General features: G+C 56.1%; 18 protein-coding genes and 1 pseudogene. 7 read left to right on the top strand and 12 right to left on the bottom strand.

Annotated elements, in window-relative coordinates; genetic code table 11:
- Positions 1-217 precede the first annotated feature (217 nt).
- A complete protein-coding gene (locus tag RSSM_RS26935) occupies positions 218-1,297 on the bottom strand; it encodes a UbiA family prenyltransferase (protein WP_008687183.1) in 1,080 nt (359 codons plus the stop codon).
- The gene (locus tag RSSM_RS26930) at positions 1,294-2,562 is read right to left on the bottom strand and encodes a hypothetical protein (protein WP_008687182.1); all 1,269 of its coding nucleotides are present in this window, start codon (positions 2,560-2,562) and stop codon (positions 1,294-1,296) included. The genes RSSM_RS26935 and RSSM_RS26930 overlap by 4 nt, the downstream gene beginning before the upstream one ends.
- A gap of 235 nt (positions 2,563-2,797) precedes the next feature.
- Between RSSM_RS26930 and RSSM_RS26925 the strand changes: the two genes are divergently transcribed.
- The 3 genes from RSSM_RS26925 (at position 2,798) to RSSM_RS26915 (ending at position 6,441) form a co-directional block, all read left to right on the top strand.
- Entirely contained in the window at positions 2,798-4,207 is a 1,410-nt protein-coding gene (locus RSSM_RS26925) for a hypothetical protein (RefSeq protein WP_008687179.1), read from the top strand.
- Between the two features lie 141 nt (positions 4,208-4,348).
- Positions 4,349-5,056 carry a hypothetical protein gene (locus tag RSSM_RS26920; protein ID WP_044303762.1) on the top strand — a complete coding sequence of 236 codons (708 nt, stop codon included), beginning with the start codon at positions 4,349-4,351 and terminating at the stop codon, positions 5,054-5,056.
- Complete coding sequence (locus tag RSSM_RS26915; protein ID WP_008687175.1) at positions 5,053-6,441, top strand: DUF11 domain-containing protein; 1,389 nt, start codon at positions 5,053-5,055, stop codon at positions 6,439-6,441. The genes RSSM_RS26920 and RSSM_RS26915 overlap by 4 nt, the downstream gene beginning before the upstream one ends.
- A gap of 50 nt (positions 6,442-6,491) precedes the next feature.
- Here RSSM_RS26915 and RSSM_RS26910 read toward each other — a convergent pair whose 3' ends face one another.
- The 5 genes from RSSM_RS26910 to RSSM_RS26895 form a co-directional block, all read right to left on the bottom strand.
- A complete protein-coding gene (locus tag RSSM_RS26910; protein WP_052336141.1) occupies positions 6,492-7,643 on the bottom strand; it encodes a sialidase family protein in 1,152 nt (383 codons plus the stop codon).
- 240 nt (positions 7,644-7,883) lie between these two features.
- Positions 7,884-9,077 carry a DUF1559 domain-containing protein gene (locus tag RSSM_RS26905; protein WP_008687171.1) on the bottom strand — a complete coding sequence of 398 codons (1,194 nt, stop codon included), beginning with the start codon at positions 9,075-9,077 and terminating at the stop codon, positions 7,884-7,886.
- Positions 9,078-9,326: 249 nt separating this feature from the next.
- Positions 9,327-9,479, bottom strand: a complete 153-nt coding sequence (locus RSSM_RS34205; protein WP_008687169.1) for a hypothetical protein — start codon at positions 9,477-9,479, stop codon at positions 9,327-9,329.
- 609 nt (positions 9,480-10,088) lie between these two features.
- Positions 10,089-12,764, bottom strand: coding sequence for a sodium:solute symporter family transporter (locus tag RSSM_RS26900; RefSeq protein WP_008687168.1), 2,676 nt, complete (start codon positions 12,762-12,764; stop codon positions 10,089-10,091).
- A 1-nt stretch (position 12,765) separates the two neighbouring features.
- Positions 12,766-13,725, bottom strand: coding sequence for a dihydrodipicolinate synthase family protein (locus tag RSSM_RS26895; protein WP_044303760.1), 960 nt, complete (start codon positions 13,723-13,725; stop codon positions 12,766-12,768).
- 334 nt (positions 13,726-14,059) lie between these two features.
- On the opposite strand from RSSM_RS26895, the gene RSSM_RS26890 reads away from it, so the two are divergent.
- The gene (locus RSSM_RS26890; protein WP_008687163.1) at positions 14,060-15,184 is read left to right on the top strand and encodes a XylR family transcriptional regulator; all 1,125 of its coding nucleotides are present in this window, start codon (positions 14,060-14,062) and stop codon (positions 15,182-15,184) included.
- A gap of 57 nt (positions 15,185-15,241) precedes the next feature.
- The gene (locus tag RSSM_RS34200) at positions 15,242-15,400 is read left to right on the top strand and encodes a hypothetical protein (RefSeq protein ID WP_008687161.1); all 159 of its coding nucleotides are present in this window, start codon (positions 15,242-15,244) and stop codon (positions 15,398-15,400) included.
- Positions 15,401-15,583: 183 nt separating this feature from the next.
- Here the strand turns inward: RSSM_RS34200 and RSSM_RS26880 are convergent, their stop codons facing one another.
- From RSSM_RS26880 to RSSM_RS26860, 4 genes are all read right to left on the bottom strand, one after another.
- Positions 15,584-16,006 (bottom strand): hypothetical protein, encoded by a 423-nt coding sequence (locus tag RSSM_RS26880; protein ID WP_008687159.1) that lies wholly within the window; start codon positions 16,004-16,006, stop codon positions 15,584-15,586.
- Positions 16,006-17,028: a DUF1559 domain-containing protein gene (locus tag RSSM_RS26875; protein WP_008687157.1), complete on the bottom strand. Its 1,023-nt coding sequence runs from the start codon at positions 17,026-17,028 to the stop codon at positions 16,006-16,008. The genes RSSM_RS26880 and RSSM_RS26875 overlap by 1 nt, the downstream gene beginning before the upstream one ends.
- 534 nt (positions 17,029-17,562) lie before the next feature.
- Entirely contained in the window at positions 17,563-18,726 is a 1,164-nt protein-coding gene (locus tag RSSM_RS26870; protein ID WP_008687155.1) for an FAD-dependent monooxygenase, read from the bottom strand.
- A gap of 619 nt (positions 18,727-19,345) precedes the next feature.
- Positions 19,346-20,029, bottom strand: a complete 684-nt coding sequence (locus RSSM_RS26860; protein ID WP_008687153.1) for an ankyrin repeat domain-containing protein — start codon at positions 20,027-20,029, stop codon at positions 19,346-19,348.
- Between the two features lie 755 nt (positions 20,030-20,784).
- Here RSSM_RS26860 and RSSM_RS26850 point away from each other — a divergent pair.
- Both RSSM_RS26850 and RSSM_RS35025 read left to right on the top strand, forming a co-directional pair.
- Positions 20,785-21,324 carry a Uma2 family endonuclease gene (locus tag RSSM_RS26850; RefSeq protein ID WP_008687151.1) on the top strand — a complete coding sequence of 180 codons (540 nt, stop codon included), beginning with the start codon at positions 20,785-20,787 and terminating at the stop codon, positions 21,322-21,324.
- Positions 21,325-21,737: 413 nt separating this feature from the next.
- Positions 21,738-22,130, top strand: a pseudogene (locus RSSM_RS35025) (GxxExxY protein).
- 97 nt (positions 22,131-22,227) lie between these two features.
- On the opposite strand, the gene zigA reads toward RSSM_RS35025, so the two are convergent.
- Positions 22,228-23,490, bottom strand: a complete 1,263-nt coding sequence (gene zigA / locus RSSM_RS26840) for a zinc metallochaperone GTPase ZigA (protein ID WP_008687143.1) — start codon at positions 23,488-23,490, stop codon at positions 22,228-22,230.
- Positions 23,491-23,683: the final 193 nt, after the last annotated feature.

The following is a 23,683-nucleotide window of genomic DNA, read 5'->3' as shown; positions in this document are numbered from 1 at the left end:
CCGATTGGTGCGACCCGCTGAACGATTGCGACGGTCCGATCGAGATCGCGTACCGCCCGGTGATCAACGAGTTTCGCGGCTACAAGAGCGTCGAAGTCCATCTCGTCGATTGGCGCGAACAGACCGTCTCGCAACCGGTTTCCACGTAGCTTGTCCCACGTAGATCGGTCTCTCCGAGACCGAGACTAGCACCATCCGCCACGTACGACGCCCCGACCTACGTCACCCGGAAATGTTGTCCCAGCAACCGAGAGGGCAGCATCAAGGCAAACACCAAAAGTGCGATTTCGGCACCAACGGCCAGCATCGTGATCGCGGCGGCAATCGGAATGATCGCCATCAATCCTGCGCGAATCGTTCCTTGGATCTTTGTCGGAGATGGATTCATCGTCGCCGAGCGGGCTCGCAGCAGAGTCGTTGCGAGCATCAATAAAATCGCGGCCGGAAAGATCAGCACCGGATCGACGCGCCATGCCGTCATCCACGCGGGTCCGTCGCCTTCAAAGCCGATTCCTGCAAACCGAGGTGCCCACGCCAACAGCATCGCTCCGACCGTCATCGCAACCAGGCCGATCGGCAGATGAATCGTTCGATCGCCGATTGATTCACGCCGGCCGAACGTCGTCAGGCCGGCGATATACGTTCCCATTCCAAAGGCGAATGCGAGCACCACCGGAGTGATCCCAGGTGCGATCGACGGCCCCAGTGCAACGATTTGTACATCGTGGAGCTTGTCAGGGCCGATCCCTGCCGCAATTGCCGCGTTTGCTGCACTCGCCCCCAACAGGAAACTGCACACACGGCACATTCCCATCACCGCGGGAGCAATGGGGGTGCGTTTTAAGGGGCCGTCATAAAGGAAGATGCAAATGGCCAATACCGTCGCCACAATCGCCGGTAGCCATCCGATGATTCCCATACTCCAAAAGCCGATTCCGAGTGTCGGTACGATACCCAGTAGCAACAAACCCCATCCCGCAGTCTTTGCCGCGCCGGCTGAAATCGCGCCGGTGACGAGCGGTCCTTGGCGTTGGTTCTCTCGGTCACGCGGAAGATCGAAAACATCGTTAAGGATCATGCCGGCCCAATAAAGGCAAACGCCCGAAACGATCGCCAAGCCGAGGAAGATCCAGATCGAACTTCCGCCATCGGGAAAGGCATCGAGATCAAGTCGCCCGGTGTACCAACCGCTGCCCCCGAGCACCAACAAGAACGACGCGGCAACATCCGCGAGGACTGTAAAAACGTTGGGCAAGCGGACCAGGGTTGCCCACGATTTCCATTTGGCTGTGTTCATCTGCGAAGCATTCGGCTTTGACGCTCGGTAATTTGAATCCCATAGCGAGTGAGGTAGCGGTCGGTGTCGTTGGTGAAGTTCACCGACATGTCTTGATTCTCAAATCGAAAGCGTCCAATCGGTGGCGACGATATCGGACGAATCGAGTAAAGCTCAATCAAACTGATCAGCCGCTCCTTCTGCGTTGCGGCGATTGGTTTTTCCGCCGGTGCCTTCGGTGCGGCGGACAACGCATCAACGGCGGTACCTGTGCTCGCGAGCCCGTTATGGGAGTTGCCATCGCCCGAGGTGTCAACCGATCCATCTTCGTTGGATCCGCTGTCTTTCGATCCACTCGCTGAGTTGGGCGATTCGGTGGTTTGTGGATCGGTCCAAAATTCGATACGCAGCGGCAAACCTTGTCCGAATCCGGTTTCGGGGGAAGCCGTTTTCGCGATCGCCACCACAACCTGCGTGGGGCATAGTTCAGGCCAGGTTGGAGTGCCGAATTCTTCGAGTCTGGCTTCTCGGATGTCGGGACGCATCGAGCCTCGAATGATCCAAACGTCTCGATCTTCCAACCGTCCCGAAACAATTTGGAGGTCGTGGTCCGCGGCAATCGATTCGAGCATTTCGGTCCATCCCCCAACCCGAACGCTCGGCGGAAGATGATCGACCAGGTGGTCACGGCGGGCCGTTGCTTTCAGGCTGTCCGTGGCGTCTCCGCTGGTAAGACCTCCGCGGTAGACAGGTGCGGACACGGTCGAGTTCGATCCGCTGTGCATCCATTGGTCGAGTCGCCCCACGTCGACGCGTTGTAGGGAGACGTCGTCACCGATTTGTTCCCGCGTCCACGCCAAACGTCCGTCGCTGATTTGTTGCAGCGTGTGTTTGCCGTCCCCGTCATGCATCGCGACTTGCATGTTGAACCATCCGCTGCCGTCGCCGGCTTGTTCGTAGGTACCGACGCCGATTACTTCGCGGCCGCCGACCCAAACCCGTTGGCGAAATTTGGCGTCAAAGGCGGGGCCGAGGGCAATTTGCTCGATCACCCGGGCGAGAAGACGCCGCGCCGGGTCGGCGTCCGCCGGTGCGATCGATTTTATTTTGTCGGTCGCGGATGCTGTTTGGGCCGAAGCTGAGCGAGCCGCGGGACCGACCAGGGTGATCGATCCGAGTAGCAAAAACAGGGCGAAAAGCCAGTTTTTCTGCTTCCTTACGCCCCATCGACGCGTTGCTCGATCGTTCCGGTGAGGGCAACAACAGTCGTGCGGGTCAATCTTCATGTGCGGGTTGTGACGATTTTATCAAAGATTCGAGGCCTGACCTGCCGATGCAACGTCGTAGCGATGGGTCCGTTCGTGGATTCAGAGCGTCAACGGCGTGTGGATCGTAGAGATCTCGGGCCGTCGAAGTCCATCCCATTCGATCACGATTCGTCACCATGACGGATTAACACCTGTTCGACTTTTGGCCAGGGATCCCGTGCGGGTCTCCCCGAATCCTCGAACGCAGCGACCCATGACGGGGGAAAAGATGAAACGAATCGTCACTCATTTGGCGCTAACGGCGACCATGGCGATGATCGCCACCGGGTGTGTGCCGGTTCGCCATAACATGCCACCGGAGCAGCGGATGATGCAGCCCGGACCTGGCGTCGGTGGACCTGGCCCCGGCGTCCTCGGACCGCCGGCCTACAACCCCATGATGGGAGCCGCGGCCGCCGATACGTCGACATCCGGATTGGCAGCCAACGAAAGCGAAACCGCAGACGGCAAAATGTCGATCAGCGATTTGGCGACAGGGGACAGCAACCCTGAAATCTCCTTGGTCGGATACGATCAAGTCGAAGCTCAAACGGCTGGTTTCCGCCAACTGCTGAAAGGCGGTGCGGGAGCCGATTGCGGTTGTGGCGGTCACGGTGACTCCGCAGGCTGTGGCAGTGGCGGGCAAGTCATCCCGCCCGGCGGCGGTGTGATGATGACATCCGGCATGCCCGGCATGATCTCAACCGCTCAGGTTACCTTCGGAAGCCCTGACGGGATGCACGTCCGATACGACATCAGCGGTTCGGGCATGTTCGACAGTGAACCACTCGTGGTTCCCGCTCGTCAGAACTTCCCGCAAGGCGGATTGTATCGCCTGAAGTTGACCAACATTCCTAGCCGTCCCGGCGTGGAATTGTATCCAACCGTGGAACTCGCGTATGCCAACCCACGCACCGGAGCCTACCTCGCTCACAACTCGGTGCCGTTGCAGTTCAGCGAAGAAGACTTCGACCAAGTCCTGACGGGTAACTTCGTCACCAAAGTCATCTATCTTCCCGATCCCGAGTTCCAAGGTCCTGCCATCGCCGGCATCGACACACTCGTCAGTACTCGACTCGATCCGGGCATCGACCCAATCGTCGAAGCCGACCGACGCGGTAGCATCCTCGCGATCATCCGTCTCGGTGACAAAGATATCGAGATGGCTGGTGGCGGAATGGCGGGCATCGCGGGAGCCGGTATGATGGGCGCTCCGATCGCCGGACTGCCTGCACCGTTCGCACCTGCCATGACCGACGGATGTGGTTCGCCTGCGGGACCGGGAGCCGGCAAAGTGGGTGCACCACCTAGCCTTCCTGGAATGGTCGCTGGTGTCAACGCACCGCAATACGGCATGCCGTACACCGGAACGCCGATCGGATTGCCTGGTCCTCCTCACATTCCTTTGGGAGCACCGGCTGGGTTGAAGAGTCACACGATTCGTAACCACACCCACATGCACATGCCTCGTCCGGTTGAAGACCTTCGTATCGACGTCCGTCAACAACCTGGCATGAGCTATCCGAACCCGGTAAGCCGCATCCGCGTTACCGAGCAAAATATCCATCCCGGCGTGCCAAACGCCAGCCCAGGATATGAGCACCCGAGCCAACGGGTGTACTAAACAGGCTGATTAACGGCCGAGCGAAGCGGGCTGATTCAGTCCGCTTCGCTTGCGTTATCAGCATCGGGTTGCTTGGCCTTGTTCAGGCGACTTTTATTGACAATGTCGGTTGGGTTTCGTCAGTTAGAAAAGGAACAGGCGATGTTAAGACGCTCACTCTTACTGCTCTTGGTCGCGTGTTGTGTCTCGAGTATCGCCAAGGCTGCGGATCCTTCGGATTATCTTCCCCGGCGTTCTGGTCATTCGCTCTATGCCGGCGACATGCCGGCGGGAGTCATCGCGTCGACTCGGCAAGCGATGAGCTACCGACAACCGGTGCAGCCATATTTTCAACCGGTTCGGTTTCATGGGCCCGAGGGTGTGCGTTTCTCATTGGCGCAGTACGGCACCTTCGGTGAAGGGGAGTCGGACTTGATGGCCGGTCTGATGATCGGCAAGGTCTATCGGTTTCGCGTCAGCGGCATCCCGAGAGCCGAAGGCGCGGAGTTGTATCCGACGATCGAAATGGTCGATCGGACCTACCCGCCTCCAGGATTGGCAACCACCTATCCAATTCCAGTGAATCTGGACGAGGATGACATTCTCGCCGCCTTGGAAGGACGATTGGTCACTCGAGTGATCTATTTGGAAGACCCGCAAACCGCCACGCCGCTCGCCGAAGGGCCTAACGGACCTGTCGCGATCGATGTTCCTGAATACCAGGATCCTTTGGAGATTGCTGATTTGCGAGGACGTACCGTTGCGATTCTTCGCATCGGATCGTTGGCGCCGCCACGTGCGGAAGTGTTGAAGAGTCAGTTCTTTTTTGGTCACCCATCTTGGGCTCCCATTTTTAAACCAAATCCATGATCTCATTCACTGACAACAAATTCAGCGGGAAACAACACGTTTTCGCATCGCTCGCGCCGTGCTGCGGTGTGATGGCGTTGACGTGCGTATTGGCGGTTACCACCGGTTGCACCGGGTTGCCGATCGGGGCGTCGAAAAGCCAGTCGCCGGTCCCTTCTGCGCCGGTCAAAGAATCCGCGAATCAGAATGCTTCAGCAACTCCAGTCGCTTTGGAACCGGTTGCGGAGCTAGCCCATGGCGTTGCCACCGCGACCGCCGCACCGTCAAATACCGCGGCCGTCGCCGCGCAATCGGCGCAGATCTCTCAAGTCGGTTTTCGTCGGTCGTCCGTTCATGTTGGCGATGACAACTGTGAAACGCCGGACTGCGGATGTTCGTTTGGGCCTTGCGCCGATGCTCAATGTGGCGATTGTGTCTCGTGCAACCAACGCCCGCACGGTTACGCGATGCCCGCAATGGCGCCGCAACCCTGGCTTTACGATCCACAAGAGTTTTTGTGTGACGGTGGCGACCAAGATCCAAACGCCGCTCTGACGGTGGACGATCGCATCATCGGTTTGCAACCCGAGGACACGGTCACGCACTACACCACCGAGAACGGAGATATCGAATTCGCCGCATCGAATCGCGTTTGCGTTTACTCGCCTCGCTTTGGCAACGTGCGACGCATCACCGGTGCGATTCAGGGTGACGGAGCCATTGGAGTCTCGGGAGTCGATCGTCCGGTCGGCCCCGTGGACGTCAACTACGATTTGCCCGGTTTGGTGGTCCGAGATTCCGTGGAAGTCGACCGTGCCGAATTCACGCGTCGGGTTGACTCGATGCGAGATCGCAATCGTGGTGTGCGAATCGAAAGGGTTCAACAACTCCACTCGATGTCTGATGTTCTCGCGGTATTGGCGGGCATCCAAGACATCAGTATTTCGGAACTCGACGAATCGTTGCTCGCCATGCTCGAACGGCATGCCGTTGCGGCCAACACTTGGACGGTCGATCAAAGTGTCGAGGTTGAAATTCAGGACTTGGAACCACCGGTGTTGACTCGAGACCAAAAGGTCGATTCCTTGGTCGTGTACGAGTTTCCTGACGCCGGGCGTCTCAACCTGATCAAGATCGTCGACAAGCAACACGCCGCGATCGGCGATACCGTCACCTTCGCCTTGCGACTGCAAAACGTTGGTGACTCCGCCGTCTCAGGCGTTGTCGTGACCGATAACTTGACGACTCGACTGGAGTACGTTGCCGACAGTCAGACTGCGTCGGTCGATGCGGACTTCGAAACGAAGTCCAACAGCGCGTCGTCATCGCAGTTGATCTGGCGAATCAACGAAACGCTTGAAGTCGGCGACAGCGTCACGATCGAATTCCAGTGCCGAATTCGATAGGCATTGTGGGGGCATTCCTGCCGAGCCATTGCTCGGCGTAGGAATGCATCCTAGGGCGCGGGCTTCGTTTGACGATCGTCGATTTCGGATAGCCGAAATCGAGTGCTGACGATCGAATGTTTGTCCGCCCCGGGGCGATATTTGATGTAAGTGGTGGCAACGATGGTGCCGTCACTCAATTGTTCGACGCCCGGGTATCCGCAGTCTCGTCCGGCGTGACTGTGCAACAACTTCACCCGGCATTGACCAGGATCGCCGTTCCGGATGTCGGCGTAGGTGCCAACCCAGGCGACGAAGTGACCTTTCGTTTTGCTGTTTGGTGCTTGGTCGCGAAACGCGATGACCCAGCGACCATCCGGCGTTCGCACACCGACGTGACGATCGCCGGTGAGCCCCCATGGGGTGTCTTTGGGTGTGCTCCATGACTTCCCTTCGTCACGAGAAAACATCACGAGGCTTCGACCTTGATGGGTGTTTTCTCTCATCAAACAGCACAATTCCGATCCGTCGGGTGAACGAAAAACGAAGGGTTCACACGGGTTCTTTCCTTCCACGGCAGCGACCACCTTCGGTGTGGTCCAGGTGAATCCGCCGTCCGACGTGATCGTCTGGAGCACGTTGAGAGGAGCTCGGTCCTTGCCATCAGGACCTTTATGATACAGCCCCAGGTAGCGACCGTCGTTCAACCGCACCATGCTGCTGAATGTCATCACGCATGGAAAACCCAAAGGCGGTATTTCTTTCCATGTCTTTCCATCGTCTTCGCTCATGATGCTGGGCATGCCCGGTCCGCCGCGATGCCCCAACGCGGCGGAAAAGACCCACATGCGGGAGACGCCCTGTGGATCGGTAAGGCGGTAAATGCTCGGGCAGTTTTGATGGGTTGCAAAGTTGGGTGGCAACCGGTCGTCCAGTCGCATCCAGGTTTTTCCACCGTCGTCGCTCTTGGCCATCGGTCCGGCGGCTCCACCATGGTTGATACACCAAACACAAAAAATGGTGTCTGTCCCCGGAATCCGGAGCGTCGTCGGATGCCCTTGATAGGTTTGTGGAGTCCCGGGAGCGATCACGGTGTGTCGAGCGGTTTCTCCCGAAAGATCAATCGTTGGCAAATCGGGACCGTCCGCCGCTGCGAAGGTGGCCGATGAGCTGATCAGGATCGCGGAGGCGACCACTGCGCGAATCGTTGTAGTTGAATTCATATCGAATCAATGAAAGGAAGGAAATAAGGTGGGGAAGGAACGGATCGCGAGTCAGCCACGTTCGGTGGCGATGGAATCGCGAGGGAAGGTAAGGCGAGAGAGGGGGGCATGGAGGAGGCAGGAGAAAAGAGAGGGAAGGGGGGACTGCGCGAGCAGAGTTTGACGTGCTCGCGTTTGAGGTTGCGAGCAATGTGGGCCGACGCCCACTTCGCTCGCGGGGGTAGGATTTTCTCGCGATGCTTAGAATTCCAAGCTCTCGGTTTCTTTCATTCCGCGAGTGCCCAACGCACCCCATAGCCCATAAGGACTTTTCTCGCCGGTGTTCGGAGTTTTCGTGATGTCGCCGGCTTCGATACTGTCTGTGATGAACCTGACGGCTCCGTCGACCATGACAACATGGGCGCCACCTTGATGGCGACTGCCCGCGGATGACACACCCTGAGAAACGTCGCGGCCACGGAAGCAGCTCGGGCTATTGGGCGGCAAGATCGTCTGAAAGACGCTGTACTGTTGCATCCCGGTTGCCCAACGATAACCTCTTGCTTCGCTCGTTCCGTTGCGAGTATCGACGCTGGAACGAAGGAACTGAGGCCGCTCCGGGTCAACCCGGTCGAGACAACGTTGCAGGTCCATGGCCGTGTCGGTGACCAACGCATCGTTCGTGTAGTAGGCGTTGTCGGCATTGACTTCTTTATTGCCGAGCGACGTGCAAATCTCACCACACATGATGGTGTTCGAGGTGCCGTCGGTGATATCGCGGAAACGGGTCGTGTGGCGTGACCAAAAACAACCACGGTTCGTGCGGCGTGCTTCGATCGCGGTGTTCACGTCGTCCGATTTGCTCGTGCCGGCGACCTCCGCGTTATCGTCGTTAGCTGATTGATAGAACCCGAACTGATTTCGTCCACCGGAGTTCGTCAAGCGGGCATGATCGCCAACACAGGCCGCGTAGTTGGTTCGACCTTTCGCGGGCAGGCCAATACCCGGATCGCTCGGGCAACGAAACGCCGGAATGTCGGTGTTCCAAGGAACGAAGTTCGTCCACGGCGTTGGTCCCATCGGAACGTAACGATTGCCATCCGAGTCGACTCCCGCAGCGATCGATTCCCAGATCGACTGTTGTTCGATGAATGGAGTGATCCCCACCATCCAACTCAAGAACAATCGGTTGGATTTGTTGTTGCTGATGGACGTTGTCGGATCAGGAGAGGTTCCGCCAAGGTTTCGCGGTAGCTGATTGTAGGCCGAATGATAGTTGTGAAGTGCCAAGCCGATTTGCTTGAAATTATTGCTGCAACTCATTCGTCGAGCTGCCTCGCGAGCCGCTTGAACGGCCGGTAACAAAAGGCCAACCAGGACACCAATGATTGCGATCACAACCAAAAGCTCGACCAGGGTGAAACCTCGGAAAGAACGTCGTTTGCTGCTGAACACGTGAAGACTCCGAAGAAGGAAGATAGTAAGTAATTCGTACGCTGCAGTCGGAAAGAGGGTGTCGCGCAAGCAAGCACGCGGCACGCGTTTTCAAATGAAAGTGGCCTCCAATGCGGCCATCGGGAAACGATTCGTTTCGAATACGAAGGCGACCTAAACCACTTGGATTGTTCGCCGACGGGCGTTGGCCGCAGGTGTCTCGTATCAACCAGGGCGATTCCTGTTGGTTGATGAGTTCTCAGATAGGTTCTAGGTGTCCTGCGTCATGGAGCGTTCGTATTCAGCCTCTGCCGCGGCTGCTTCCTCCGCGGTCATCGGCGCCGGTTCAACGACTTGCGGGCCGGATGGATTGCAACCAACGCTGGAGGCAACCAGAAACAAACTGAAAACAAGAACTCGCATTGGTCTGACCCTTACTGAACCACGACATAAAGAAGAATTGCACGACCGGCATTCAAGGCCAGTGATCACCCCGGTATGGCTTTGCAAGGTGGTGCATCGTTCCCTCATGATAGGCCCTAAGTGTGTGGCTTCAATTGTCACCTAGAACAAAAATATTGGCATTCTCGCTACCGCAGGGGATGTCGCTATCTATGTTGTGTGACCCCGAGTCGCGAATGACATGATTAGTGTCACCTTTTTGCGAGGTTGGTGATCGTCTGTGCCGTGTATGCGGGTGTTCACAGGCGGCGTTCTCTCCGGCGACGGACCCGTCTGAGCCCGCTTTGTCTTACTGAGATCCTGTTTGGTAACTCAAGAACCCTGTGGATTGACCAGGCGTTTAGGTTAGTTCTCTCTTCGGGTAGTGGATCGTGTGAAAGATCCTCATGCAGCAGGATCTTTCATGCGATTCACTACGAACGCGAGCTAGAAAACGACGAAGCCGATGTCGCCTGACATCGAGGGCCTGAACTGAACGCCTGAATTCGAGGGCCTGGATTCGAGGGCCTGGATTTGGGGGCCTGGATTTGGGGGCCTGAAGTCTGGGCGATTAGGGACACGCGTGGTTCTTCAGCAAGGCTGTTGCTCGGTGGCACGCATGTCGTCACCCGTGGCGACGGTCGCCGAAGATGCCGGCGTGGTGAAGAGCGTTAGCCCGCGAAGCTCACGAGTTTCCGCACCGAGCAAAATGCTCGAGAGGTAGCCCGTGGTGAAACATGTGGCGATGCCTATCACGGTGTACAGATACCCCGTGATTTCGCTAAACTGCCAAAGATAGATGAGCAAAGCTGTGCCCGATAACGCACCAATCATCGCTCCGCTCGACGATGCCCGCCGGGTCGTGAAGCCGAGTACAAAAAGACCGCCGAGTACTCCCATGAACATTCCGATCACCATGATCGAGCTATCGAACAGAGACTGGATGCTGGGGTCCACAAAAGTCACTCCGAGCAGTGTGCCAAGGATCCCGACAACGAAGGTCACAAGACGGGCTGCTCGCAGGTAACCTCGTTCGGTTTGGCAAACACTCATCGGACGCAGGAAGTCGGTGATGATGGTCGTCGAGGTCGAATTCATGCTGGTGGAGACGGTCGACTGTGCCGCCGAAAAAATACCAGCGACAATCAATCCGGCGATCCCGATCGGCATCTCGTTCGCGATGAAGAGGGGAAAAATTTGATCGGTCGTGATGTTAGGATCGAGGCGTTCAGGATGGGTGCGATAAAAACCGAACAGTGCGGTGCCCACGCCGAAGAACAGCAGTGTCGCCGGAATTGCCATGAACGCGTTCGTCCAAATGGATTTGGCCGCGAGGTTCTGATCTGGGGTGGCCATGTAACGCTGGACGACTGCTTGGTCGGCAGTGTACGACGACAGGTTTTGTCCGGCAGCACCGAGGATGACGACCCACAAAGCCAATTGGGAATGGGCGATGTCGGTGTGAAAATTCGCGACCCTTAGTTTGTCGTAGGCGAATGCGTTTTCGAGCATCCCGTTCCATCCACCGTCGGCACCGAGCACCATCAACACCAACGCTAACAATGCACCGCCGAGCAAGACAAACGTTTGGATCGTATCGGTCCAAACCACGGCTTCGATTCCGCCCATGGTGCTGTAGAGAACGCTGAGCAAGCCCATCAGCATCACCGACTCTGCCGGTGAGAGAGGTGTCGCGACTGCCAAGGCTAAGCCGGTCAACGACATCACCACAGCCATGCGGAAAATGTGAAAGAGGGTGAAACTAGCGCTTCCGAAGAGCCGCACGCTTCGGCTGAATCGTTTTTCGAGATACTCGTACGCGCTCGTCACATCAACGCGTCGGTAAAACGGTAACGCAACATAGACGCCCACGAATGCGATCACCGGGATCATCAGGTTCCCGACGGCGTAAACCCAATCTTGAGCGAATGCTTTCGAGGGAATCCCCGTGAAGGTTACCGAGCTGAGCATCGTGGCGAAGATGCTGCAACCAACCGCCCACCACGGCATTTGGCTGCCGCCGCGGAAGTAGTCGTCGGTGTTTCGGTTCCGCTTTGCGAAATAAAGTCCAACGCCAACCATCGTCAGGAGATAGCCAAAGAGAACGACGTAATCCAACGTGGAGAAGCCCGAACGCGATTCGCTCGGTGAGATGCTCCAGACTGCCGGCGTTCGTACTCGCGGACGTACTTCACCGGTTGGCAATACGATCCGACCCTCCCACATCACTGCGTTGGTTGTGACTTGGTTTTGTGGGATGGCTCCTGCGGATGTCCAGGTGTCGGTGATGGTGTGGTACCGCAGAGCTTCTTTGGGAAACCCGGGATGGGTATCTTTGAGTTCATCTGCTTTGCCAAAGAGTGTCCCGTCGTCACCACCGAGAACCAGCACATGGCTTTGCCCGATCCCGATGGCCGCCGCACCCATCACGGGCCGCGGCGCGTCCGACCGCTGCCGCCACTGAGCCGTGCTCGGACGATACTCCCACACGTCGGTTAGGAGTTGCAGCTTCCCCCGTGACTCGTTGCGACCACTGATGACATAGACGCATTCCTCGTAACCGTTGTGTTGATGGGTGGTGAGGTTGAATGCGCGTGACGGACCCGGCCAAGGATCGAGGGTTTGCCATTTTGCTTGCTGCGGCGGGATCGTTTCATTGAGGTCGAGCGCCCAGAAGTTTTTCAGCGCCTCGCCCGTCATGTCTTGGCCACCGGCGAAGTAGACCACGCCGTCGACCAGGGTCGCCTGTCCGTAGGCACAGGGCTCGGGTAAGGCGGGGTACGGAATCGTTTCGACCGTCTCCGACGTCGCGTTCCAACGAATCAGGAACACGTCATCGAAAGTATTCACGCCGTCGTTGCCGCCCATGCAAAGGACGCCGCCGTGTGCGGACACGGACGCACCGTATCCGCATCGTCGCGGCAGTGTCCCGCCGCTTACCCACTCGTAGTTGTTGGGCTTTTCGAAATCGTTGGTCCTGCGTAGCAATACGTCTACGCTATTCTGCCAAACTTTCTCGTTGTCCCAGACCGGGCGTGGGAAGTTGGCTCCCCCGGCAACAATCAATGCGTTGTTGCTGGTTCCGACGAAGGGACCGGCAACTCCCAATTCATTCGGATGGTCTGGTAACGCATCCCACAACAAATTGCCGACTGCTGCATCAGGTGCCGTAGCCTGTTCACCGGAAACGCAACGTGTGTCGAATCCGCCGAGCGTCAGCAAGGCAAAAACGAACGCGGCAATTTTAAATCGGTTGTGAGTTCTCACGCTAGCCAGCACTTTCGACCCGAAGCGGTTCTGCGATCCACTCAAAAAAGCCGATTGCTTCCAGGTCGCGACGAAGTTCTTCGTATCGGTTCGCTGGTAGTGACGCGATTGGCAATCGACTCGGCCCGCAATCGATACCGATCATTGACATCATCGCTTTTTGTGCTGCTCGCGGACCGTAGGGTATGAAGGTGTTTACGATTGCTTGGGAACGTGCTTGCAGTTCACGAACCTTGGCAATGTCTCTGTCTGAAAATGCTCTGATTAGTTGCTGATAGATCGCTGCGGCGAAATTGTAGGTGCTGCCAACTGCGGCATGTACCCCAGCAATCAGGCCGCAGTACAAACTTTCGTCTTGTCCCCACAGGATTTCGAATTGACCCTGTGAATAGTTTAGACAGGTTTGCAATTCATGCACGTTCGGAGATGTGAACTTGATCCCACGCAGGTTTGGAATCCGGTCAGCACTCAATTTCAAAAAATCCACCATCGGTAGATTGACGCCTGTCGCGCCCGGTATGTGGTAGTAGTAAAACGGTAGGTCCGGTGCGCCAGACGCGATCTCTGCCATGCTGTCTACCAATGTCTGCACGCAGTCCGGTTTGAAATACACCGGACTGACCGCCGACACAGCGTCGGCGCCGATGGATTGCGCGTCTGCGGCGAGTTGTTTGGATTGGCGCAAACTCTCGCTGCCGCACTGAACGATAACCGGAACGCGACCGTTGACGCGATCGACAAAGCGTTCCGCGACGGCGCATCTTTCCGGCGACGTCAACGAAAGGCCTTCACCGGTGCTGCCGAGAATGTACATCCCGTCGATGTCGTGACCGATCAGATGCGAGACGGTTTCATCGATCCCGTCCAGACGCAAAGACCCGTCTGGGTTCATGGGAGTAAATGTGGCTGCGATAAGTCCCCTCAGCCGATCAAAGCCGGGGGAAGGCGACTGACTAATCACGGGGAGGTAGGCTCTTGGGTCGAAGGGATTTGTGGGGAACGGCGCGTGGGACACACCTCATCGTTGAAAAACGCAACACGGACCGGTCGTTGCGAAGAGCGTGATGAAGGTGGCTCGCACCTATAGAACGATAACCGTGCCGCAGTCGAACACAAATTGACATTTCGAGTAAAATCGTTGTCATATTCGCTACCGTGTTTTCTGAGGAATTGTCGTTTTGCCCAACAGCCTAAAAAGAGCCAGTAGCCCAAGAGGAGCCAATAACCCAAGAGGAGCCAGCACCCCGCAAAGAACCTCGGCAGGGAAGGCGGTCGTTACACCGGGACGCAATATCTTGTTAGCACTGACGTGGTACTACCCGAAAATTCACCACGGGGTGGCCCGGTTTGCACGTGATCATGGCTGGCACATTACGGCTGATTTCGAAGACCTCGTTCCGAGTCACTGGAACGGCGACGGAGTGCTGGCGTTGCTCGGTGGCGGACGTGACATTTGGAAGCGACTTCGTCACTGCAAGGTCCCGATTGTCGATTTTGCAGAAAGTCGCCCCAACATCGAGTTGCCTCGCGTCACCACGGATAATGTCGCGATTGGAAGAATGGCTGCCGATCATTTCCTCGATCGCGGCTACCAACACTTCGCCTACGTCCAAAGACGAGGAATGGGGGTTAGCAGTCGGCGTCGCGATTCCTATCGAGAATCGATCGAGGCTGCTGGTCATCGGTGCGACGTTCTCAATTGGCATCGGGAACGGGAGAGGCGAAACGATACACTCGATCAACGACACCGATGGTTGCTTCGCCGCTTGACTTCGTTGCCCAAGCCGCTCGCCGTTTTCACGTCGAGAGACGCCGAAGCGGTGGAGGTGATCGATGCTTGTCTGGCGGCCGAACTGGATATTCCGAACGAGGTTGCTGTGCTCGGCGTCGACAACACGGAGATCATCTGTGAATGCTTGCGTGTCCCCCTTTCCAGTATTGAAAACAATTGGGAGCAGGTCGGTTACGAAGGCGCAGCATTGCTCGAACGGTTGATGCGTGGAGAGTCCGCGCCACGCGAACCGATCTACGTGCCCCCGTCATTTGTGGTCGAACGACGAAGCACCGACAGTCATGCCGTTGACCATCCGAAAGTGGTCGAAGCCATTCGTTATCTGCACGAGAATGCTGCTGAGCCGATCAGTATGAATCAGCTTTTCAAAGCGGTCGGTATGTCTCGAAGCGGGTTGGAAAAGGCGTTTCGCGAACACTACATCCGTGCGCCCGCCGAGGAGCTACGAAACTACCGATTAACAATGGCCAAGAAGCTCCTGCTCGAGACCGATAAGAAGGTCAATGTGATCGCCGAGCTAGCCGGATTCCAGACGCCCCATAACCTGTGCCGAATCTTCAAGCAGCACGTCGGCACCACCCCCAAACAATTTCGTCTGACAAGGACAAATAGGCCGATTGACAAGTGAGTGTTCTCGTTCCGATCGATAAGTCGAACGGAAGCGTTACAGCAGTCCGGCGGAAGCATGTTGCTCTTGACGTCGATCGGATGTAGCGATGGCGGCAACCAGGTTATCGAATCCGCGCCAGACCCGTCTGCAATGGGTATCGCGCCCGGAGCTACGGAAGACATTGAGGAGTCTTCGAAAGCGATGGAAAACGCGTTGAACCCACTCGCCGATTAGTGCATTCGGATATTTGGCGTATCCGATCCCTGTAGCTGACTTCGCCAGAATTCAGGCCACTGAAGTCTGGCGACATCGGCTGCATTCTTTTCTAAAAACGCTCCAGTGGTTGCCGGTGAGATCTCACCGCTTCGCGAAGCCGTGGTGACAATGGAGGTTACCTTCGGCAGTGCATCGCCATCGCTAAATGTCGGGTTCCAGAACGACCTGCATGGGAGTCGTATCCTCAGCGAGTCGGGTGACGCGTAGGCCGCTTGTATAATAGTCTGCGTACTTTCGCGGAACGGTGCGGCCGTGCTCGTGCGCGTCGGCGGCGAGGTCTTCGGTTAAGACGACCTGAACCACGACGACTTCGTATTCACCGGGTGGCAAGTGCACTCGCCCGTCACCGTCGCTCAATCGGAACGCACCGAGCGACGTGATTCGGCTGGCGTAACGCGAGCCGTCTTTGAGCGAACGAAATTCGATGCTGCCCGATTGCACGAGTTCGCCGTCGGAGAACGCGACGGTGCCTTTGGCGGATTCGGAGTCGTTGCTACAGCCCGCTGTTGGTAAGAGCGTAATCGCCAGGGCGACGGTGATGATGGGGGCGGGCAGGCGTCGCATCAGTTGGCTAGCTCCACCACCCGAGCGTCTTTGCGATTCGCCAACGAACCCAATATTTTCGTGTCCGTGTGGGAATCGAACATGCGAACGCTGCCGTCGACTAACGCGAAATGCACGCCCGCCGGGTGCCAGCTTCCGAATGAAAACATGTCGGCGAGGATGTCGCTTGGACCGTGGGCGAGTCTCAGTCCGGGGCCAGCCAGTCGGCTCGATGCGGGCAAGTGATCGCCGTCGTACGCGGGGGAGTCCTCTGGGAATTGGCCCAGTTGTTCGGGCGGAATGTACTTCTCGCCGAACAGGAACGTGCTGGATGTTCCGTCCGAGACCGAGGCCATGCGAATGCGATCCGCGGGGGCGGTCGCGACACCGTCTTTGCACTGCGGTCGGACGCTGATGATCACGCCTGTCCCGTTTCCGCCATAGTAAAAATCGGTAGATGCTCCGGTCGATCCCGGTGTGAGGTCGCCATGGTTGCCCGCGTAGTCGCAGAGTGCCCCTTCGATATCGAGAGAGACATCCACCGGACGAGGCGGGATGGGGCAGCCACATGGGAGTCGACCTCCGCCACCATCTACCGTCGTTCGCAGGCTGCGCGTTCCGAGCGGACGGGTTCCGCTGCGTCGCGACGGGCACAAAAAGATGTCCGGGACTGTGGTGCGAACGGCTTCGGGATGTTCGTACCATGGTTTTGACAGATCCCAACGCTGTCCCAGAGCAGTCTGTTCGATGTATGGCATCACTCGCGCGAGCCAAGTGGGCGTTTCGAGACCGCATTGCTGAGATGGTTCCGCGCCCGGCCGCGATTCGTATCGAGCCGGTGGGAAATAGCCAACCGCGTCGTGGTGCATGTGGGAGGCAAGGGCCAATTGCCGCATTCGATTTTTGCAATCCGTCGATCGGGCGGCTTCGCGAGCCGATTGAACGGCCGGGAGCAGCAAAGCAACGAGCAGGCCAATGATGAAAATCACGACCAGGAGTTCGAGGAGCGTGAATCCTTGTTGATCCGAATGTTGTGTCCTCATCGGAGGCGGCGCCTTGGTCGAGTTTCAGTCAGGAGGCGTGTAGCGAATTGTCGATTTAATCAAGAGTCAACCTGTTTTCGTTTAACCGGTAGCCGTAGGCGACGTGCAGTGGCAGGTAGGTCGCCTTTGGCTGCCCGTTAAACGCAATAAATCAACAGCCCGCCAAGCAAGGGGCACAGGCAAACGCTCGCTTGCGAGTCGGGCTGGTACTCTATCGTTGAACCTTCGCTTTTCGATTAAATCGACAAGCCGGTAAGGTATTCGACAGGCTCATATCTTACTCTGCTTCGCGAGCGATGTATTGACCGATTCCCCGTTTCGGCAGACTCACGCCGCCCCGGGGAAACACGCGGGCAATAATTCCTGCTCCTTTCACCAAGAAAGAGTTCGGTTTCCTCGGTAGGTAAGGATCTTCGGTGCGAGGGGAACGTTTGGCTGAACTGGACCGGACGAATGCCAAGCATAATCCGGCCGCCGTGACTGATGCTCTACTTGAAAACTCGCAACCGGAGACTCCGCGTTCTGGCCTTTTTATCAACCAATTGGCAGTCCGTCGCTCCAGGCAGAGGCCATTCCCAGAGCCATTGCAGCATAATCTGTTTCGATAGCGTTGCGATCACGTGACGCACATTCTGCCGCATCGGTATTATATAAGCTGGATGCGAACATTCGGCCTCCCATCGCGATTCGAGAAGTTTTTTCTAATCGCTGTTGAGTGAATCTGGCCATGGCATTTTCTAAGTCACCGGGTGATGCGGAAAACTCTCGAGCAAGGAACCAAGCATCCTCAAACGCTTGTGCGGCCCCCTGACCCGATGTTGGAAGCGCCGCATGCGCCGCGTCTCCAATCATGAGCACATTGTCTCGATGCCATTTTGGTACCGGGTCGTGATCGAAAAGTCCCAAACACTTTATGGTGGTATTCGTTGCGGTCCGAACGATTTCACTGACAGGAGCAGGCCACCCATCGAAGGTTTGCCTCAGCTGACTGAGGTTCGTGCGACTACGGTATAGAGAACGCTCTGGCACTGCCAGGCCTCCCGCCCAGTATGCCGTGTACGCAGATACGGGCACGACTCCAAAACGTGCTCCAACACCCCAGTAGTCGCGGATTTCCAAAGGATCGAATTTGGGTTGGTCCCATCGGTGGATCCCAATCCAGTTGACGAATCCTTGATAAACAGGTCGATTGTCCTTGGTGGTGTATTGCCGCGCTTTGGAGTCCATTCTTCCATCAGCACCGATGATAAGTGTTGGCGAAATGGATGTGCCATCAGCGAAAAGGACACGGCAATGATCGCCAGTGCGCTCAATCGCGGTAGCATGTGTGTTGAAGGCAATGAGGATTCCGCATTCTTCTGCACGTTGTAGCAGCACACGCATTAAGTCTTCTCGCAAAACAGCAAGGCTGGGAAACCCCATTGCAGCATCAATTTGTTGAACGTTCAGAGTTCCGAGTTCAACCTCGTTTTGCGTAGTGCGTCGCATTGCGGTGACGTTTCCAGCGACAGTACACAACTCATCGAGAATTCCGATTTGGGAAAGCACAAAGGTTGCGTTGGGCCAGCATACGACGCCTGCACCGAGATTGTGCACCGATTCTCGGCGTTCAAATACGCGGACCGAGATGCCGATTTGGTGCAACGTAATTGCCGACGCTAAGCCAGCGATACCAGCACCAAGTATTGCGACTTCCAAGAAGACTGACTCCGTTCAGGGAATTATGCGGAGAACGAAATTGGTCACCGGTCCGGCGGTGTTTGGTCTCAACTAGTCGCTTTCCACTGCCAGTCGGATCCGGTGCAATGCCTGGTTATTCGATGCGAGTAGTGCGGTGAGAAGCGTTTCACTGTTAGTGGAACGTTCTATGGAACTACTGGTTGTCCGCAATCGCCATTCCGTCGTACCACGGCCGTGGTCCATGCTGAGGCAACGGATGAAAAAACACATCGGCCAATGGAGCTACAGGGGCGTGAACGGCCAAAACATCTTTGCCCAAAGCTCTGGACATGGGAAAGTCAAAGATTTGGCGCAGGCGTCGCGAATTAACAACACGCTCCGCATGGCTTTTACCAAGGTTAATCGACCGGAAGCAGCTCAAGTTGTCCTCGGCAGTTGCCGGGATCCCGATACACGCGGCCGATAGCAGTGAGATTAATGCAAGAACCTTCATCCGTATTTTCCGGTCTCTTTCGAACGCAAACCATGAGTGACGTAAATTAGCAGAGGGGCTTCCGCTCCGCCAGAGAGATGCAAGGCTCTGAATCGCAATCGCCTCAATGCGAACGGACTTCGCCGCTTCGTGGCCATTGCATCGTTATGCTGCGTCGTGTTTATCTAGAAGCTTCTTGACGGAGTGTTGGTTGTGGGTCTCTGCTCTATCCGTCGGGGTTTGCCTGTTGGCGTCTTGGATCGTCGCATCCGCGCCCGAATTGAGCAACGCACGAACCGTTTTCGTATCACCGTGCGTGCAAGCCTCGTGAAGAGCCGTGCGGCCATTTTTGTCTTTGCAGTTCACTAGCTCAGGTCGACGAGCGAGGATTTCCTTGACAGCGTCCGCGTCATAACTGTATGTCGCGCGAAACAGATTAAGGAGATCGTCGTCATCGGAGTCGAGCAGATTGTCAATCGCTCCGTGTTCGACGAGCAGGCGGCAAATGTCTTTGTGTTTGCGTTGGCCCGAATAGTGAATTGGGTTCCCATCGTCGTCCGTGATACCTGCACCATTCTCAATTAATACTTTGGCCACGTCGAAGTGTCCGCGATAGGCGGCGAAGACGAGTGGCGTCCATTCGCCATCTTTGGCAAGCCCATGAACGTCTGCGCCGTGGTCGATCAAAAGCTGAGCAACCGTCACTTGTCCGCGGCTTGCAGCCACATGCAAGGGCGTCAGGTTCTTCGCGTCGCGAATGGTGACGAGAGTTGCGTCGTCGTCGAGCAATTTCCTGACGGCGGCTACGTCGCCATGAAATGTCGAAGTAAAGATTGGATGATTGGCCATCTGACACCAATTGTTTTAGCTCATAGCATTACCGATCACCCGATCGGCGCGATTGATCTTCTCTTGTCGAAATGCCTCGACTCACTGACATCGGATGTTTCGTCGCTGGATTTCCCAATTTGCGGCGTTGTTGATTTGGTGGTGTCGGTCCATCAATACCCCTGTGTCCAATCGGACGACCTTGTGAACGCACTATGCCATGGTCATCAACGGTCCATTCCGTCGGTATTCAATTTGTTGCCTCCTGATTCGCGAACTGTTGCCCGATATCATCTAGCCGTTTCAGGATCGTTTCTAAGCGGTCTGCAATGTCGGCGCGAGGTGCCTTTTCCTTTGGCGGATCTGCGGCTGAAGCTGCGACAGCGACCTTTATAGACAAGAGCAACAGAGTCAATGCAAATGTCGTGCGAAGCATTCCGTTGTCCTGTCGTAGAGGGAGCCAAAGCCGATTCAGGCTACTCGATCGATCGAGTGCAAGTCAATTTGATTTGATCAGCGAACGGCAAAGCTCAGCGGGCTGGGCTGATTTTTTGCGTCGGTGATTTCATCTGCCATCGAGTTGCTTTGACTGTTTGCTTCACTGGTGGCGTTTCGTTTGCAGTTAAATTTGTGGTTGCTCTCTCTCGCCCCTTGCTCGATTGAAATCGTTGCTAGAATACGGGCACTGGTCCAGTGGGCAGCCGGGCTATTTCAGCGTCTCCGCTGCATTCATGCGGGCCATTTGGTTGAGGGGGCGCATTTACGAGGGATCAAAAATGTCGAGTGCATACGAGTTTTCACCGCATTACACGGCAAGCGACTATCAGCACTGGGAGGGTGACTGGGAATTGTGGGAAGGCATTGCGATTGCAATGAGCCCCAGCCCATTTGGTCGGCATCAGTCGTTGGTCTCGCGGATTGCAAGATTGCTGGGCAACGCGGTCGAAGAAATTGATTGCAATGCCGAAGCATTGGTGGAGCTGGATTGGATTGTCAGTGACGATACCGTTGTGCGACCGGACGTGATGGTTGTCTGCGGCGATCCACCCGAACGGCATTTGGAAAAGGCTCCCGCAGTCGCTGTGGAAGTGCTTTCGGAGTCCACGCGACGGAACGATCTCGGCTACAAGCGACAGCTCTATCACCAGCACGGCATCGCCGCGTACCTCATTGTTGACCCACAAGAAAAAACGGTTGTTCTCGATCAACGCCAAGACGATGGTGGTTATCAAACTGAAAACTTGAACGATTCGGTCGCCTTTCGTGTCTGCGACGACTGCGAGGTCAAATTCTCGGTTGGAACGCTGTTCCGGTAATTGAAAATTTGTCTCGCCGCATGGCGGTTACCAACTTGGCTTGGTCGGACCGGTAGTTGGTTTCCGCACACGCGATGGAACAAGGCTCATTCAAGCGGATTGACTGGCTACTTTCTCTTCTTCCATTTCATCGGTGGTAGCGGGGCCTCAAAACTCAGCCAACTGTCGTCTTGCACCGCATTCGTTTGGCCACAAAGGGACAGAGGTCACAAAGAAAGATCGACTTTGTAGCCAAAACCTCTGTGCTCTTTGTGCCTCTGTGGCGAAGCTCATTTGTGTTGCACCGCCCTGATTTTGGCCACAAAAGCACAGAGGTCACAAAGGAAGATAGACTTTGTGGTCAATACCTCTGTGGTCTTTGTGTCTCTGTGGCGAAACTGTTTATGCACCATGTTTTTGAATAGGCCTAGGAGATGAGTGTCAATCAAGACTGGAGTGACGTGCGAGTCAACGAGCTTTGCGATCGGGTTCGACAGATCGCTTACGATTTGCATGTCTATTTGGGCACCGGCTACCTCGAGAAGATTTACGAAAACGGATTGCTTCATCGTCTGGCTAAAGCGGGGATTCGCTGTGAAAAGCAGGTGCCGGTGCAGGTGTTTGATGACGACCAATTTTGTTGAGGCGAATACAAGTTAGACCTTGTCGTCGAAGAAATTCTGGTGGTTGAGATCAAAGCCGCTCGAGGAATCGATGACAAACATGTTGCACAAATCCTCGGCTATCTAAAAGCGACCACGCTGAGTCACGGGCTGCTCGTCAACTTCGGATCAGCGAAATTTCAAATCAGAAAATTCAAGATGTAGGATTTGGGTTTGCGGCAGAGACAAGGAGGGCACAGAGAGCTCGCTCGTTTGCGTTGCAGCGTTTTGTGCCCCTTTGTGTCTCTGTGGCGAATTACAATCAGCTGGAAACGGCTTCTTCGTCATGTTCCAATTCGATTGATGGCAACGGATCTTCCATGTCCGCCCACGCGTTTGGGCCTTGAGCAAATTCAACGTCCGTCAGCAAGCAGTCATCGAGAATCTGGGTGATTCTTTCTTGGTTCATCGCGTTTCCGATGAACACCAATTCTTGATGGCGATCGCCATGTTCCCCGACGAACTTGGATCGAATTTCTTCAATGGACTCGGAGTCGTCGGGCCATTCCTCTTCCGGTGCGGCTGCCCACCAGAAACCGGCTGGGTTCATGCGGATCGAGCACCCGGCTTGCGACCAGTCGTAGGCCCAATCGTGTCGCGACGCGATCCACATCAATCCTTTGCTACGAAGCACTCCGGTGAATAAACCTTCTTCCATGTCGGCGTCCAGAGCGCTGGTCAAACGTTTGGGATGAAATGGACGATGGGTTTGATAGACGAAATTCGAGATGCCGTATTCTTCGGTCTCGGTTTCTTCTTCCCCGCGCGGCACCTCCAACCATCCGGGTTGCTCCTCGGCTTCACTTAGAGAGTAGAGCCCGGTGCCCATGATTTCGGATAGCTCAATGCGGCTTTCTGTCGTGGTCAGGATTTTGGCCTCGGCGTTGAGCTGACGCAGAATCTGTTTGAGCTGCTCCAGTTCATACGGCGAGATCAAATCGGTTTTGTTGACGACGATGACATTGGCAAATTCAACTTGATCGACCAACAGATCCACAATGTTGCGAGTGTCTTCTTCGCTCAGACCCAAACGTCGATCGGTGAGATCGTCCCAAGAACCGAAATCCTTCATGAAGTTGCCTGCGTCGACGACGGTCACCATCGTGTCCAGTTCGGCAACCAACGACAGGCTGTCGCCCTCTTCGTCTTCGAAGGTGAACGTTTCTGCGACCGGCATCGGTTCGGAGATGCCGGTGGATTCGATCAGCAGGTAGTCAAAGCGACCATCGCGAGCGAGCCGGCGAACTTCAATCAGCAGGTCTTCGCGTAGCGTGCAGCAGATGCAACCGTTGGACATCTCAACGAGCTGTTCTTCCGTTCGCGAAAGATTCGCGTCGCCCGATTTGACCAACGCCGCGTCGATGTTGACTTCGCTCATGTCGTTGACGATCACCGCGACTCGTAGGCCTTCGCGGTTGGTCAGAATATGGTTGAGCAGCGTCGTCTTGCCGGCTCCGAGAAATCCGGAAAGCACGGTGACAGGAAGACGTTCCGCCTGGGGCGTTGTTGGATCGGTTGGGTTCATTGGATTTTCAAGAGGGTGGTTGGGATGGGGATAGGCTCGAGGGATAGTTTGCTGTCGTAGCGAAACGCGCGGAGCGTATTGGGTGAAGCAGGGAAAGCCGAAAGCCTTGGCGGCTTCCGCTACAGCAAATGGGACGCGTGTTATCCGTTCGGTTCGATTGCTGCTTACTGCAACTTGGCCAACAGCGCACTCT

It is taken from the genome of Aporhodopirellula sallentina SM41 (assembly GCF_000346505.1).
GTDB classification, from domain to species: domain Bacteria; phylum Planctomycetota; class Planctomycetia; order Pirellulales; family Pirellulaceae; genus Rhodopirellula; species Rhodopirellula sallentina.
The sequence above is the reverse complement of the archived record's forward strand: the minus strand, read 5'-3'. Positions and strand labels throughout refer to the sequence as shown.